Genomic DNA, 14,285 nt, shown 5'->3' with positions numbered 1-14,285 from the left:
CCCCCCAAAGCACAAAAACAGCGAGCGGCCTCTGCCGCTCGCTGTTTTTCACGCTCTGTCGTTATGATTTTTGTTATCCGTGGTCAAGCCTTATGCCGCCTGTTGCACGCCTGCTTTGCCGATCACCGCACGCTTGAGCCAGTAGTCGAGGCTGACATAGCGGCCCCCGCCGTAAACCAGCAGCACCAGCAGCATCACAAAGTAGGTGGCGGCGAACTCCATCCCGTTGTTGAGCATCACGGGGTCCCCGAGCTCGGTGATGTAGTTGTAGCGACCAGGGAAGTTGGCAGCCAGCCACTCGATAAAGCCGTTGAGGCGTACTGTGGCCTCCATGCTGCCGGTGGCGATGGCGTCCCAGCCGTGCTTCCAGTGCACCATGGCGCTCGCCACGCTCATCAGGAAGATGGTGGGAATGGCCATGATGCGGGTAAAGAGGCCAAGGGCGATGCAGATGCAACCCAGCACCTCGGTGCCCGCCGCCAGAAAGGCGAGCAGGGTCGGGAACGGCAGGTTGAGTCCCCCTTCCGAGACCGGTGCGCCAAACCAGGCGACGGTGCCGGCAAAGCCCACCACCTTGGAGTGGGCCCCCACATAGATGACCGGAATGAGATAGAGACGAATGGCCAGCAGGGCCAGAAAATCGAGCCGCTTGCACTGGGCCACCGCCCGCTCGTACCACTGGATCAGGGTGTTGTTCATGGGAATTCTCCTTGGTGTTTGTTAAATGAGGGCCTGAGTCAGGGCACAGGGGCGCCGTGCTGACGCTCGCCGACGGGCAGGGTAAGCAGACCCAGCCGGTGAAAATGGCGCGCCCACTCGATCAGATCAAAATCACGGCGTACCTGTTGCACCTGTTGCTGGAATGCGGCTTGGCTGATCCCCGGCTGCTGTTGCAGCAGCTGGATCAGCGCCACATCCCATTCACGCAACCGCTGGGTCACCACCTGATGATCCGGGCTGCGAAACAGGCCATAGAAGTGGTTGCCCTGCCGGGTAGGCAGCACGCCGCTGCGACGGATGGCAAAGGGAAGTTCAAGCAGTTGCAGAGTGGGATTGAGACTGAGCAGACTCTCCGCCGTCACCTCCGCCCCCGCCACAACTTGCGGCACCACCCCCTGGTCAATCTCGACACAGAGGCAAGCCCACTCGTACTCCAGCAGCGCCAGTCGCTGCCTGGGCCAGTTGAGGGAGCACTCGCCGTGGCGATGCTGCACATAGCGGACAAACTCGGTGGCGATATGGTGAAACTCGGGGGCCTCGGCGCTGTGCGCGATGACAAAACCCTCCACCAGCAGCCCTCTCTCCACCGGCGCCCAGTGAGCGTGGGTGAGCGGAAAAACGCTCTCCAGCACCGACGCCACATTGGCGCGCACGCTGCGGACATAGTGGCAGGCGATGCCATCCTGCGGCAGCCGCACCCGGCTCGCCAGCCAGGCAGTCTGCAGCTGCATCCGCTGCGGCGCCGTTTTGGGCGAGGTGAGCAGTGATAACCGTCTATCCATAGCGCATCTCCCGCACCTGATGGTCGAGAGTCTCGCAACAGGCGCCATGCACCCGCGCCAGCTCGCCCTCCAACTCTGCCAGCGGTGGCAGATGGTGATCCCGCTCCAGCAACAGGGGGCGCAGGCCGTGGGTCTGCACCGTATAACGGGCCAGCGCCACCACCGCCTCGCACACCGGTTTGCCATGCGTGTCTAACAGATAAGTCCCGAGCAAGGTGCCGTCCGCCTCTTCCAGATGACCGGCGATATGGAAATAGCGGATCGCACTGCCCGGCAGCCCGGCGATCATCCGCTTGGGGCAGTAACCGTGATTGCGGCTGTTCACAAAGACGTTGTTGATATCGAGCAGCAGCTCGCAACCGCTGCGTGCCACCAGCTCGGCGAGAAAATCCTCCTCCGGCATCTCGTGGTCATAGCCGTGGTAGTAGGAGATATTTTCCAGCACCAGCGGGCGGGCCAGCGCCTCCTGCACCTGCTCAATCCGCTCGGCCAGATAGGGGATGTTCTCCCACTGGCGCGGCACCGGTAAGAGCTCGTAGAGATACCCCTGCTCGTCGCGGGAAAAGCTCAGGTGCTCGCTGTAGATCCCGATGCCGAACTCGTCCAGAAAGGTACGGATCTGGCTGAGCAGAGTACGGTTGAGCGGCTGGCAATCGCCGAGGGAGAGGCTGAGCCCGTGGGCCACCAGCGGGTAACGCTCGGCGATCAGGTGCAGTTGCTCGCGCTTGGCACCGCCGATGGCCATCCAGTTCTCCGGCGCCAGCTCGAGAAAGTCGATGCCGGGGCGGACGGGGCCGGAGCAGAGCGCATCCAGATGCTCCTGCCGCAGCCCGATCCCCCGACTGCGGGAGCTTATTGGCCGCATACCCCCTCCGTCATCTTGCTGCCGTTGCTGGAACCGGATCTGTCGCCATCAATCCCCTCGCCCGCCACGCCGCATTTACCGTCACGGGCGCGCACCAGCCGCCCCTGCGGATCGCTGTCCAAAGCTTGCTTTTCAAAGCGCTTCTCGGTGCCACACTTGCCCGCCGCACACTTGCCCCCGGTACCGCTACTTTTAGGGGCGGCCTGCACCGGCGCATCGCTCGGGGTGGCCGCCAGCGCCAGCCCCGGGGTCAGGGCAATCAGGCCGGTCATGGCGATGGAGAGGGTCAGTTTGCCGGTGGTTTTGTTGCTACTTGGGTTACTCATGAGCGGACTCCTTGACGGATGAAACGGGGTAGCTGGAGAGATCGCGGGCGGCCACGATCTGGCCGTGGAACTGCTGCTTGACGATGGCCATCGCCTCTTTCTTGTGATTGAGGCCGACCCCCATCCAGTGATTCAGCACCAGCAGCTTGGGGTTCACCTCGGCGGCAATTTTGGCCACCACAGACGGCTTGGCATGAAGCGAAGCCGAAACCGGGTCGGCCCCCTCGTGGATGGCGAGTGGCATCACCAGAATGTCGGCCCCCTTGGCAAACGGCACAAAGGCCGAGTTGCTGCCGCTCTGATCCGCCGAGATGACGATGCTCCCTTCGGCGCTCTCGATCCGGTAGGCAAGACATGGCACGTCACCGTGAGGGATGCCGAGTGCCGTGATGGTCAAGCCATCCTGCTGATAGACGGTGTGAGGCTGCGGGCTCTGGTAGGGCACATCAATCAGGGTGATGGGGAAGAGGCCATCAGTGCCATCCTTGAAGCCGCTCAGGTAGGCATAAGCGCCCTTCTCCTTGTTGAAGAGGGCGTCAAAGTAGCCGCTCATGCTGGGGAAGGCCGAGCCAGCTTGCGGCCCCGCCAGATCCAGCGGATCGCTGCGCTCGAAGAAGTAGGCTCCCTTGAGCAGGGCGGGCAGGTCGGTCACATGGTCGGTGTGAAAGTGGGTGATGCCGATAAAATCGACCTCTTCGAGCTTGGCCCCCGCCTGACCGAAGCGCAGGTAGACGCCGCCACCGGCATCGATCAGGATGCGGGATTTCCCCTTCCACCAGATCACCTCGCTGGAGGAGGCACGCTGATCGTCGGAGATGGGGCCACCACTGCCGAGCACCTGCAGGGTGAAGTTCTTGTCCAGTGGCGTCAGTTGTACCGGTTCGGCACAGGCCGGGGCGACGGTGAGCGCGCACCCGATGGCCAGCGCCACCGCTTTCAATCTCTGTTTCATCACAATTACCTGTCGGTTGGTTGTCGGTTGAAAGTGTGTCGTTTGTGTCGTTTAAAGAGGGAATAGAGGGGCCGATGGCGACGTGTGAACGCCAACCACCGGCCGTGGCGGGGCGCGAGCCCCCCGCCGTCAGTCGCCGTCCCGTTCGTCCGCCTGCCAGCGCGCTTCCAGCCAGAGCAGGTTGCACAGGCCCAGCAGCAGGGCGAATCCGAGGCCCAAAATCCAGGTGAAGTACCACATAGCGTCCTCCTTATGGTCAGTAGAGTTGATGGCCGTCGCGCTTGATGCGGGCACGGTCGAGCTTGCCGCGTACCACCCGATAGACCCAGCCGGTGTAGCCCAGGTTGACCGGCATCAGCACCAGTACGAGGCCGAACATGATGGCCAACGTCTTGTAGCTGGAGGTGCTGTCCCACAAGGTCAGGCTGCTGACCGCATCGAGGGATGAGGGCAGCACGAAGGGGAACAGGGCGATGGCCACCGAGCAGAGCATGGCGGCGCAGGCGATGGCGCTGGCCAGCAGCGCAATCCGGCCCCGCTCCAGCCAAGAGGCAATCCCGCTCACCAGCGGTGCCAGCGCCCCGATGACCGGCACCAGCCACAGCAGCGGATAGTCAAAATAGTTGCGCAGCCAGCCACCGGCGTGGGGGATCACCCCCTTCAGCAGCGGGTTGAGGGCAACATTCGGGTCAAAGGGTTGTGTGCCCGCACCGGTCAGCTGAAACCCTTGCAGATCCACCAGATGCCAGCCGGCCAGCAGGTAGCAGAGGGTCACCAGCGGAGCCAGCAGGATGGCGATCCCCCGTGCGCGTAGCGCAGGGGTGCCGATCACCTTGGCTTGCAGAAAACCGGCGCCGTGCAGCAGCAGCAAGCTGATGGCAGTGGCCAGCACCGAGAGCAGCCAGCCCCAGTGGAAGGTAAACGCGCCGTAGTGCAGGCGCAGCGCCGTGTCGAAACGAAACGGCAGCCCCTCCATCACCAGACCGATGGCGGCGCCGAGGATCAGGGCCGGTATCAGGCCACCGGCCACCAGGGCCCGATCCCACCAGCGGCGCCACACCGGATCGGCCAGCTTGCTGCGATAGTCAAAACCGACCGGACGCAGAAAGAGCCCGAGCAGCAGCACCACCATGGGGATGTAGAGCCCCGAGAAAGCGGCGGCATAGACCAGCGGCCAAGCGGCGAACAGGGCACCGGCACCGGCAATCAGCCACACCTGATTGCCCTCCCACACCGGCCCCACGCTGTTGATCACCAGCCGCCGGTCGTCGTCATCCTGCGAGACCACCGGCAGCAGCATGGCGATGCCGAGATCGAAGCCATCCATCACGATAAAACCGACCATCATGAAGAGCAGCAGCGCCCACCAGATGAGTTTCAGGGTTGCGTAATCCATCAGGCGATCCTCGCAAGTTCGGGTTGTTCACCGCTGTAGCGGCCGGTATGGAGAATGGCGGGCCCCTTGCGGATCACATGACGCAACAGGAACAGCTCCACCACCAGCAACAGGGTGTAGATGGAACAGATGGCGATCAGGCTGAACCAGAGTTGGCCCGGCTGGAGCAGGGAGACCGAGGCCGAGACCGGCAGCACGTCGCTGATGGTCCAGGGTTGACGGCCGAGTTCGGCCACCAGCCAGCCCGCCTCGATGGCAATCCAGGGCAGCGGAATGCTCCAGAGCAGGGTCTTGAGCAGGCGCGGCGAGTCTTGCAGCCGGTTGCGGCAGAGCTGGACAAAGCTCACCACCATCAGCCCCAGCATGGTGACGCCAAGCCCCACCATCACCCGAAAGCCCCAGAAGAGCGGTGCCACCGGCGGGATGGAGTCATCGACCGCCTTGGCAATCTCCGCCTCACCGGCCTTGGCGATATTGCTGGCATAGGGGGTTAGCAGCATGCCGTAGCCGAGATCCTTGCCATGCTGCTCGAAGCGGGCGCGGTTGGCAGGTGTGTCATCGCCCTGCCGGATCTGGTCGAGGGCCTCGGCCGCCACCATGCCGCTGCGAATGCGCGCCTCGTGCTGCACCTTGAGATCCTTGATGCCGGTCACCGCCTCGTCGATGGAGCGGGTGGCGATGATCCCCATCAGATAGGGGATCTTGATGGCGGCGTGGGTGGTCTCCCCCTGCTGATCCGGGAAGCCAAACAGGGTAAAGGAGGCCGGGGCCGGCTCGGTCTCCCACTCCGCCTCGATGGCGGCGAGCTTCACCTTCTGCACCTCGCCGGTGCGATAGCCAGACTCATCCCCGAGCACGATGACCGAGAGGATGGCAGCCAACCCGAAGCCCGAAGCGATGGCAAAGGAGCGCAGGGCGAACTGCACCTCGGTTTTGCGCAGCAGATACCAGCTGCTCACCCCCATCACAAACATGGAGGCGGCCACATAGCCCGCCGCGACGGTGTGAACGAACTTCACCTGCGCCACCGGATTGAACAGCACGGCGGCGATATCCACCAGCTCCATGCGCTGGGTCAGCAGGTTGAACTCGGCCCCCACCGGGTTTTGCATCCAGCCGTTGCCGATCAGGATCCAGAGCGCGGAGAGGTTGGAACCGAGCGCCACCAGCATGGTCACCAGCAGGTGCTTGCCGTGGGAGAGCTTGTCCCAGCCGAAGAAGAAGAGTCCCACCAGGGTCGATTCGAGGAAGAAGGCCATCAGCCCCTCGATGGCCAGCGGGGTACCGAAGATGTCCCCCACGTAGTGGGAGTAATAGGCCCAGTTGGTGCCGAACTGGAACTCCATGGTGATCCCCGTGGTGACCCCCATGACGAAGTTGATGCCAAACAGTTTGCCCCAGAAGCGGGTGATGTCCTGATAGATCACCTTGCCGGTCATCACATAGGCCGACTCGGCGATCACCAGGATCCAGGACAGCCCCAGGGTGAGGGGGACAAACAGGAAGTGGAACAGGGCCGTGGCGCCAAATTGCAGGCGCGACAGGCTGACCACGTCATCCGGATTGATCATACGTCACTCTCTTTGTTGTATTTGCCTTGCATGTTTTTGCATGGCAAGTACAACACGGAGCATGACACCTATAACAGATGCAGTTATATTGAGTTTCACCTATAACAGTTGATCCAGATCATGTCTCTCTATCAACAGTTGGCCGACCGCCTGCAAAGCCAGATCGATGACGGTATCTGGCAACCGGGGGAGCGTATCCCCTCCATTCGCCAGAGCTGCAAGACCCACAACCTGAGCCCGATGACGGTGCTGCAGGCCTATCAACTACTGGAGAGCCAAGGGCGGATCCTCGCCCGCCCCCAGTCCGGCTACTACGTCAAGGCCGTCTCGCCCAAGTTGGTACAGCACACGCCGAGCCAGACCCACTACAGCGGCTCGGTGGATATCAACGATCTGGTGTTCGAGATGTTGCAGGCGAGTAAATCGCGGGATCTGGTACCCCTTGGCATGTCGGTGGCCGACCCGACCCTGTTCCCCCACCCCCAGCTTGGACGGGCGCTGGCCAGCTGCATGCGCAAGCTCGATCCCTTCAGCACGGTGGCTGACCTGCCCCCCGGCAACGAGGCGCTGCGCCGCGCCATTGCCCAGCGCTACGCCAGCGACGGGGTGGCAGTCAATCCGCAGGAGATCATCATTACCACCGGCGCCATGGAGGCGCTCTCCCTCAGTCTGCAGGTGCTGACCGAGCCCGGTAACTGGATAGTGGTGGAGTCCCCCACCTTCTATGGTGCCCTGCAGGCCATCGAGCGGCTGAAGCTCAAGGCGGTGGAGATCCCGGTGATCCCGGGGGTGGGCATCGATCTGGCGCTGTTGGAAGATGCCCTCACCCAGATGCCCATCAAGGCGTGCTGGCTGATGGGCAATGTGCAGCACCCGCTGGGCCACACCATGCCGGATGCGCACAAACAGGGGCTGATGGCACTGCTCAACGCCCACAAGGTGCCGTTGGTGGAGGATGACGTCTATGCCGAGGTCTATTTCGGTCGTGAGCGCCCCAAGCCGATCCGCCACTGGGATCAGCGCGGCGACAGCCTGCTCTGCAGCTCCTTTTCCAAGTGTCTGGCGCCGGGCTTTCGGGTCGGCTGGGTGGTGGCGGGGCCCCATGCCGAGCGGGTGCAGCGGCTGCAGCTGATGTCCACCCTCTCTACCAATGTGCCAAGCCAGCTGGCACTGGCCGAGATGCTGCGCCAGGGCGGGGTCGATGCCCATTTTCGCCGTCTGCGCCACACCCTGGCCCAGCGCCAGCAGCAGATGCGGGCGGCCCTGCAACGGCTGTTGCCTAGCGAGGTGCGGATCTCCTCCCCCGATGGCGGCTACTTTCTCTGGCTGGAGCTGCCTGCCCATTTCGACAGCCGCTCCCTGCACGCCCAGGCGCTCGATTGCGGCTTCTCCATCGCACCCGGCGCCCTCTTCTCCAGTCAGGGACAGCACAACCACTGCCTGCGCCTCAACAGCTCCCATCCCTGGAGCGAGCAGCTGGAGCAGGCGCTCCACCAGCTTGCGGGCCTGATAAAACGGCAGTTGGAAACAGAGGGGTGATCGCCAAAGCGCAGAAACAACAACGCCCCTTGAGCGGGGCGTTATCGGCAGTCCATGGCAGTGAGCAATATCAGGCGGGGGCGTTTAACTGAGCCACCTGCCGCTCGATGCTTCCCTTGAGGTTGTCATCGAGTTTGAGGGCGCGCGCCAGCTCGTCGAGATAACCGCGCTCCATAAAGTGATCCACCTCGATGGCGAGCAGGGAGGCGAGATAGACCTCGGTGGCCAGCTCCATGTCGGTCACTTCCCGCGCCAGTGCGTGGGGATCGAGGGGGCGGGCCAGCTCGGTGTCAATCCAGCGGGCGGCATCGCTCTGGCCCTGTTCGGTCAGATACTCCTGAATTTTCTGGCGCTCGGCGCCGTCGATATGGCCGTCGGCCCGGGCTGCCGCCACCATGGCGCGTACCAAGAGAGCCGAGCGAGCGTCCAGCGCATTGCCTTCCAGAGTGCTGACGGGATGGGTCGGCTGGGCGGGTGCCGCCTGCTGGGCCTGCCAATCCTGATAGAGCTTATAGGCCAGCCCGCCAAGGGCTGCGGCACCGCCTACGGCAGCGGCCTTACCGCCATATTTGCGCATCTTCTTGTTGCCCAGCAGCAGACCGAGCGCACCACCGGCCAGCGCCCCCTGCATCTGCCCCTTGCGCTTGTCTCCGCCTTCGTTGAGCCAGCCTTTGCCAGCCCCCAGCAACTGTTCCAGCATCTGTTTCATGGTGTCACTCCTGCGGGTCAAAAAAGTGAAATCGGGATGAATAGAGCCAGATAGTGACCCCGCCCCCCTGAATCGGGGATGAACCCTTGACCGGGCAGGCCGATGGGGCAAAGCTCAGGGAAACCCTTCAGGCAATAAGGATGTAACTGTGCCCAATCGCGAACTGACCCTGCAATTTCTGGCCGAACCCTCCGACGTCAATTTCGGCGGCAAGGTGCATGGCGGCATGGTGATGAAGTGGATCGATCAGGCGGGCTACGCCTGCGCCGCTGGCTGGTGCGGCGGCTATGCGGTGACCGTCTATGTGGGGGGGATCCGCTTTTTGCGCCCCATCCAGATTGGCCAGCTGGTGGAGGTGCACGCTCAGGTGATCCACACCGGCACCACCAGCATGCATCTGGCGGTGGATGTCTACAGCCGCCACCCCACCGACACCGAGCGCCACAAGACTACCCACTGCATCATCATCTTTGTGGCGATGGATGAGCAGGGCAAACCGACCCCGGTGCCCCAGTGGCAACCGGTGAGCGAGAGCGATCTGCAGTTGCAGCAGTACGCCAAAAAGCTGATTGCCCTGCGCGAGGAGATCGACAAGGAGATGCGTCAGCACCTCTGACCTTCATGCCTCACAGCCCGACAGAGCGGGCGCTTTCGGCCAACGGCGGCGCCCCTGTATAATCCCCCCTCTTCCTGCAACCGGAACCCTGCCCATGTCACTGGAAACTGCCCCGCCCGAGGTGAAACTCGCGGTGGATCTGATTGAACTGCTGGAAACCAACCAGCTGGCCCCTGAACTGGTGCTGGCGGCGCTGGCCATCGTGAAACAGGATTACGAGCGCAAGCTGGCGGAGGGGAAGGATCTCTGATCGGCCCTCACACTTTGTTGCGCTTTTTCAGACTTCAACTTTTCCCCATACCACAAGTTACTGCGGCCCCATCACCTCGTCACAGAGGGCGATCAGGGCCGAACTCAAGCGGGTGAGCGGCTCACTCCCGCTTACCCCGGCATGGAGCGCCAGCTCCACCAGCGCCACCTTGGGCCACTGGGTCAGGGCCAGCTGATCGACGGGCATCAACCGTTTGGGCAGCAAGCTCACCCCGATCCCCGCGCTCACCGCCCCCTGCAAACTGGCAAGGCTGGCGCTGACATAGGCAATACGCCAACGCCGACCGAGGCCATCGAGCGCCTCGGTCATCTGCCGCCGATAGAGCCCTTCGCTCGGGAATACCACCAGCGGCAGCGGATCCCGTTCCCGTGCGGGCCAGTCGTGACTGTCGACCCACACCAGCGGCTCGCGCCAGCTGGCAAGGGGCGAACCCTGACCGCGAGTCTGTTTGACCAGCGCCAGATCCAGCTCTCCCGCCTCGAAGCGCTGCCAGATCTCGTGGCTCAGGCCGCTTTGCACCTCCAGCCGCACCTCGGGGTAATCGCGGGCAAAGGCGGCCAGTACCGGAGTAATGGCGCCCGCGGCGAAATCCTCCGGCACCCCGAGGCTAAGCGCCACGCTCCCTTCCGTCACTTGTTCTTCGGCCTGCGCCAGCAGCGCCAGAATGCGGCGGGCCAGCCCCAGCAATTTTTCTCCCTCCGCCGTTGCCACCACCTGACGGCCAGCACGATCGAGCAGCGGGCAGCCAAGCTGCTGCTCAAGGCGGCGGATCTGCTGGCTGATGGTGGATTGGGTCAGATGGACCCGTTCACCGGCGCGGGTAAAGCTGCCGGTGTCGATAATGGCGACAAAACTGCGCAGTAACAGGGGATCCAGCATGGGGCACTCCATTTACAAAACCACTGAAGCCCATTCTATCATTTAATTTCCAAATGACTTTCGACCCCGCTAGGCTGGCGTTTTTGCCTCCTTTGACGGTGATCCGCCATGTTCAGCCCCGATGACTCCGCACCCCGAATGAATCCCACTTTTCCCAGAACCGGAAACTGCACCCGATGAATCAACAAAATGCGGATCATCCCGCAGGCCAGACTGCCCTGCTGGTGCTGGTGATCCTGATTGGCCTGAACCTGCGCCCCTTTCTTACCGCCATCGGCCCGCTGAGCGGCGAGATTGGCCGCGCCCTGTCGCTGGGGATGGATACCCTCGCCTGGCTTACCCTGTTGCCGCTGTGGCTCATCGGGATTGGCGTGCTGCTCACTCCCAGCCTGCGTCGGCGCGCCAGTGCGTGCCAACTGCTGGGGCTGGCCCTGTTGCTGCTCGGCATTGGCAGCGCCATGCGCTTCGATGCCCAGAGCGGCGCCCTGCTGATCGCCAGCGCGGCGCTTTGTGGATTGGGGTCGGCACTGGTGCAGGGGGTGCTGCCCGCCCTTATCAAGCAGGCCTTCGCCCACAAGGTGCCGCTGGTGATGGGGATCTTCTCTGCCTGCATGATGGGGGGTGGGGCATTGGGGGCCAGTCTCACGCCACGGCTGGCAGTCAGCCTCGACTGGTCGCGCGCGCTGGCGCTCTGGAGCCTGCCGGTGCTGCTGGCCCTCGTCTGGCTAGGGTGGAAAGTGCGTCTGCCACGGGCCGCCGCGGTCGCCATTCTCCACGGCGAACAGCGGCTGATCACCCTGCCACGCAGCTGGTTGCTGATCGTCTGCTTTGGCATCATCAATAGCGGTTACGGCATCGTAGTGGCCTGGCTGGCCCCCGCCTATATGGCGCAAGGGTGGAGCGCCGCGCAAGCGGGCGAGCTGGTCGCCTGGCTGGCACTGGCGCAGACCGCCAGCGGTCTCGGCTTGCCGCTGCTGGCGGCGCGCAGTCTGGATCGGCGGCTGTGGATGGGCATTGCCATCGCCATGCAGCTGGCGGGATTCGGCGGCCTCTGGCTGGCGCCAGCCAGCGCCCCCATTCTCTGGTGCATGCTGTGCGGTGCCGGTCTTGGCAGCAGCTTTTCGCTCATCATGGTGATTGCGCTCGATCACCTGCCCGACCCGCGCCGCGCCGGCACCCTGAGCGCCCTGATGCAGGGGTTTGGCTTTATGCTGGCGGCCACCGGCCCCTGGGTGGCGGCGCGGCTCTTTCACTATATGGGCGACTTCGCCGCCGCCTGGCAGTGGCAACTGGGGGGATTACTGCTGATGAGCCTGCTGGTGCTGCGCCTCGACCCACGCCACTATCCCCGCGTCATGCGGTTACCGACCGCCAGCGAGCCGACCATCTCGGCGCCCCGCCCAACCGACTCTGCGACCCAAAGCAACACACCGGCCTGAGGCCGGTGTGTTGGGGATAGCAGTGTTGAGGATCACAAGACGAGGCTGACGCCACTCAGAGGGACAACTCAGCGCCCCTTCTTCTGCCGTCCGCTGTTAGCGGTGCGCGGCTTGCCTGCGGCCGGTTTGCCACCCTTGGGTGCCCCTTTGCCAGCGCCGCCCTTGTTGGCAGCACCTTTGCCCGCGCCACCCTTGCCCACCGGCAGCTTCTTCTCGAAGGCTTCCGGGCCCGGCACATTCGGGCGACCGCCAATCTCGTGATCGTCATCGCGGCGCGGCTTCTTGCCCTGCCCCGGTTTGGCGGCTTGCGCCGCAGGAGCCTTGGCCGCCTTGGGTTTGTCGCCTTTGGCCGGTTTCACCTCGGAGGAGGAGTCCTCAATCAGCTTGAACAGATCGATCAGCTCGTCGTCGGTCAGATCGCGCCACTCGCCCACCGGCAGCCCCTTGAGGCTGACGTTCATGATGCGAATGCGCTCGAGCTTGGTCACTTCAAAACCGAAGTGCTCGCACATGCGGCGGATCTGGCGATTCAGCCCCTGCACCAGGGTGATGCGAAAGACAAACGGCGCCTCTTTCTTCACCTTGCACTTCTTGGTCACAGTACCGAGGATCGGCACCCCGGCCGCCATGCCGCGCACAAACTCGTCGGTCACCGGCTTGTCGACGGTCACCAGATACTCTTTCTCGTGATCATTGCCCGCCCGCAGGATCTTGTTGACCAGATCGCCGTGGTTGGTGAGGAAAATCAGCCCCTGCGAATCCTTGTCGAGCCGCCCGATGGGGAAGACCCGGGTGCTGTGGTTGACGAAATCGACGATGTTGTCCTTCTCGCCCGCCTCCGTGGTACTGACGATGCCCACCGGCTTGTTGAGGGCGATAAGCACCAGACTGTCCGCCTCGCGCGGCTCGATCACCTGACCGTTCACCTTGACCAGATCGCCAACCTGCACCTGATCGCCGATCCCGGCCCGCTTGCCGTTGATAAAGACGTGGCCCTGCTCGATAAAGCGGTCGGCCTCGCGGCGCGAGCAGATGCCGCTCTCGCTGATGTATTTGTTCAGGCGCATGGATTCGTTAGCCAGCATGAGTCACCTGCCAGAGGGGCTGAACCCCATCCTGTTGTACGGTTGCGTGCGTCGGCCATGCCGGACACATGATCTGCGGCATCACCCTCTCCACTACGTCGATTTTTTGCATACGGCTCCAATTTCAACGAGGCCAATGCCGGCCCATCCGGCAAAAAAGTGCGACACATTACCACATCGCCCGCCACAGCACGCCGGATTATCGCCAACTCCGGCGCACCGGCGACACAATTGCGGGCCAGCTCACAGCGCGAGGCCCCGCATCAGGGGCGATGGGGCAAACAGGGTTAACCGATTTCACGGCCAGCAAAGGCTGCTGGCAATGGCGAGCGCGGGGCTCGCCAAGAGAGGCAAACGAGGGAATGATTGCGCCCCGACCAGCGGCCGGGGCCAGCGGTTGATACGCCAACCCAGCTCCCCTCTGCCGCGGCGGACTCAGGGGTAGCGACTTATCTCGATCAGGTTCTGATCCGGGTCGAGGAAGTAGATGGACTCGATGGGCCCGCAAGCCCCGCTTTTGGTCACCGGCCCCTCGACAATCTCTACCCCGTGGCAGGCCAGCTGAGTCATCACCTGCTCCAGCGGCCAGCGGGTGATAAGGCAGACATCCCCCGACCCCACCTGCGCCCGGTTACGCGGCTCCTGCCCGAGCAGTTGCAGATTGATCTTCTGGTTGCCAAACCCCACCGCCCGGCGCCCCGCACCGAAGGTGATGGCCTCCATATTGAGCACCGAGCTGTAAAACGCCACGGCGCGCTCGATATCACTTACCGTCAATACCAGATGGTCGATATGGCTGATCATGATTCCCTCCTGGTGCTGATGCCGGCAAGGCTGCCGGTGGTGATAAACATGCAGCCAGCCAACCCGGCTGTCCGCCTTGCCAGCTGCATCCCCGCTCGTTTGCCATAGACATCACAGATACAGGAACGCCCCGCTAGCCCCTCCATCATACCGGGCCAAACCACCCGCGACTGTGGTGTGACGCGCAAAGAGAGGCATTAGCTCCCCTTTTATCTGGGCTCCCTACACCAGCGCCAATAAATGCCTATAGGAATAACAGCTTACTGATTTCGCTACAAAAAATGGTACTCTTGTCAGCCTCGTCCCCTATTTCATGCAAGGTCAGAGCGCG

The 14,285-nt window shown here is 63.2% G+C and carries 16 protein-coding genes; 4 read left to right on the top strand and 12 right to left on the bottom strand.

Features of this window, described 5'->3' with window-relative positions:
* Positions 1-90: 90 nt before the first annotated feature.
* From ACTG2G_RS18805 to ACTG2G_RS18770, 8 genes are all read right to left on the bottom strand, one after another.
* On the bottom strand, positions 91-699 hold the full coding sequence (locus ACTG2G_RS18805) for an HvfX family Cu-binding RiPP maturation protein (RefSeq protein ID WP_439985745.1): 609 nt from the start codon (positions 697-699) through the stop codon (positions 91-93).
* A 38-nt stretch (positions 700-737) separates the two neighbouring features.
* The gene (locus ACTG2G_RS18800; protein ID WP_439985744.1) at positions 738-1,502 is read right to left on the bottom strand and encodes an HvfC family peptide modification chaperone; all 765 of its coding nucleotides are present in this window, start codon (positions 1,500-1,502) and stop codon (positions 738-740) included.
* A complete protein-coding gene (locus ACTG2G_RS18795) occupies positions 1,495-2,367 on the bottom strand; it encodes a DUF692 domain-containing protein (protein ID WP_439985743.1) in 873 nt (290 codons plus the stop codon). The genes ACTG2G_RS18800 and ACTG2G_RS18795 overlap by 8 nt, the downstream gene beginning before the upstream one ends.
* Positions 2,355-2,693, bottom strand: a complete 339-nt coding sequence (locus ACTG2G_RS18790) for a hypothetical protein (RefSeq protein WP_439985742.1) — start codon at positions 2,691-2,693, stop codon at positions 2,355-2,357. Before ACTG2G_RS18790 ends, ACTG2G_RS18795 begins: the two co-directional genes overlap by 13 nt.
* The gene (locus ACTG2G_RS18785) at positions 2,686-3,645 is read right to left on the bottom strand and encodes an MBL fold metallo-hydrolase (RefSeq protein ID WP_439985741.1); all 960 of its coding nucleotides are present in this window, start codon (positions 3,643-3,645) and stop codon (positions 2,686-2,688) included. Before ACTG2G_RS18785 ends, ACTG2G_RS18790 begins: the two co-directional genes overlap by 8 nt.
* Before the next feature lie 129 nt (positions 3,646-3,774).
* Entirely contained in the window at positions 3,775-3,885 is a 111-nt protein-coding gene (cydX, locus tag ACTG2G_RS18780) for a cytochrome bd-I oxidase subunit CydX (RefSeq protein ID WP_439985740.1), read from the bottom strand.
* A gap of 16 nt (positions 3,886-3,901) precedes the next feature.
* Positions 3,902-5,041: a cytochrome d ubiquinol oxidase subunit II gene (gene cydB, locus ACTG2G_RS18775; protein ID WP_439985739.1), complete on the bottom strand. Its 1,140-nt coding sequence runs from the start codon at positions 5,039-5,041 to the stop codon at positions 3,902-3,904.
* Positions 5,041-6,612: a cytochrome ubiquinol oxidase subunit I gene (locus tag ACTG2G_RS18770; protein WP_439985738.1), complete on the bottom strand. Its 1,572-nt coding sequence runs from the start codon at positions 6,610-6,612 to the stop codon at positions 5,041-5,043. The genes cydB and ACTG2G_RS18770 overlap by 1 nt, the downstream gene beginning before the upstream one ends.
* Positions 6,613-6,732: 120 nt before the next feature.
* Between ACTG2G_RS18770 and ACTG2G_RS18765 the strand changes: the two genes are divergently transcribed.
* Positions 6,733-8,151 (top strand): PLP-dependent aminotransferase family protein, encoded by a 1,419-nt coding sequence (locus ACTG2G_RS18765; RefSeq protein WP_439985737.1) that lies wholly within the window; start codon positions 6,733-6,735, stop codon positions 8,149-8,151.
* 70 nt (positions 8,152-8,221) lie between these two features.
* Here the strand turns inward: ACTG2G_RS18765 and ACTG2G_RS18760 are convergent, their stop codons facing one another.
* Positions 8,222-8,860 (bottom strand): tellurite resistance TerB family protein, encoded by a 639-nt coding sequence (locus ACTG2G_RS18760; RefSeq protein ID WP_439985736.1) that lies wholly within the window; start codon positions 8,858-8,860, stop codon positions 8,222-8,224.
* Between the two features lie 148 nt (positions 8,861-9,008).
* Between ACTG2G_RS18760 and ACTG2G_RS18755 the strand changes: the two genes are divergently transcribed.
* A complete protein-coding gene (locus ACTG2G_RS18755) occupies positions 9,009-9,476 on the top strand; it encodes an acyl-CoA thioesterase (protein WP_021230653.1) in 468 nt (155 codons plus the stop codon).
* Positions 9,477-9,570: 94 nt separating this feature from the next.
* A complete protein-coding gene (rsmS, locus tag ACTG2G_RS18750) occupies positions 9,571-9,726 on the top strand; it encodes a pleiotropic regulatory protein RsmS (RefSeq protein ID WP_021230652.1) in 156 nt (51 codons plus the stop codon).
* A 57-nt stretch (positions 9,727-9,783) separates the two neighbouring features.
* Here rsmS and ACTG2G_RS18745 read toward each other — a convergent pair whose 3' ends face one another.
* Entirely contained in the window at positions 9,784-10,626 is an 843-nt protein-coding gene (locus tag ACTG2G_RS18745; RefSeq protein ID WP_368166730.1) for a LysR family transcriptional regulator, read from the bottom strand.
* Positions 10,627-10,802: 176 nt separating this feature from the next.
* On the opposite strand from ACTG2G_RS18745, the gene ACTG2G_RS18740 reads away from it, so the two are divergent.
* Positions 10,803-12,065 carry an MFS transporter gene (locus tag ACTG2G_RS18740; protein ID WP_368166729.1) on the top strand — a complete coding sequence of 421 codons (1,263 nt, stop codon included), beginning with the start codon at positions 10,803-10,805 and terminating at the stop codon, positions 12,063-12,065.
* A gap of 68 nt (positions 12,066-12,133) precedes the next feature.
* On the opposite strand, the gene rluF is transcribed toward ACTG2G_RS18740, so the two are convergent.
* Positions 12,134-13,150 carry a 23S rRNA pseudouridine(2604) synthase RluF gene (gene rluF, locus ACTG2G_RS18735; protein ID WP_439985735.1) on the bottom strand — a complete coding sequence of 339 codons (1,017 nt, stop codon included), beginning with the start codon at positions 13,148-13,150 and terminating at the stop codon, positions 12,134-12,136.
* A 435-nt stretch (positions 13,151-13,585) separates the two neighbouring features.
* Positions 13,586-13,954, bottom strand: a complete 369-nt coding sequence (locus ACTG2G_RS18730; protein ID WP_040067818.1) for a VOC family protein — start codon at positions 13,952-13,954, stop codon at positions 13,586-13,588.
* Between the last annotated feature and the right edge of the window lie 331 nt (positions 13,955-14,285).

The organism is Aeromonas sp. 55A (assembly GCF_051919665.1).
Lineage (GTDB): Bacteria > Pseudomonadota > Gammaproteobacteria > Enterobacterales > Aeromonadaceae > Aeromonas > Aeromonas veronii.
This window is presented reverse-complemented; position numbering and strand designations above follow the sequence as displayed.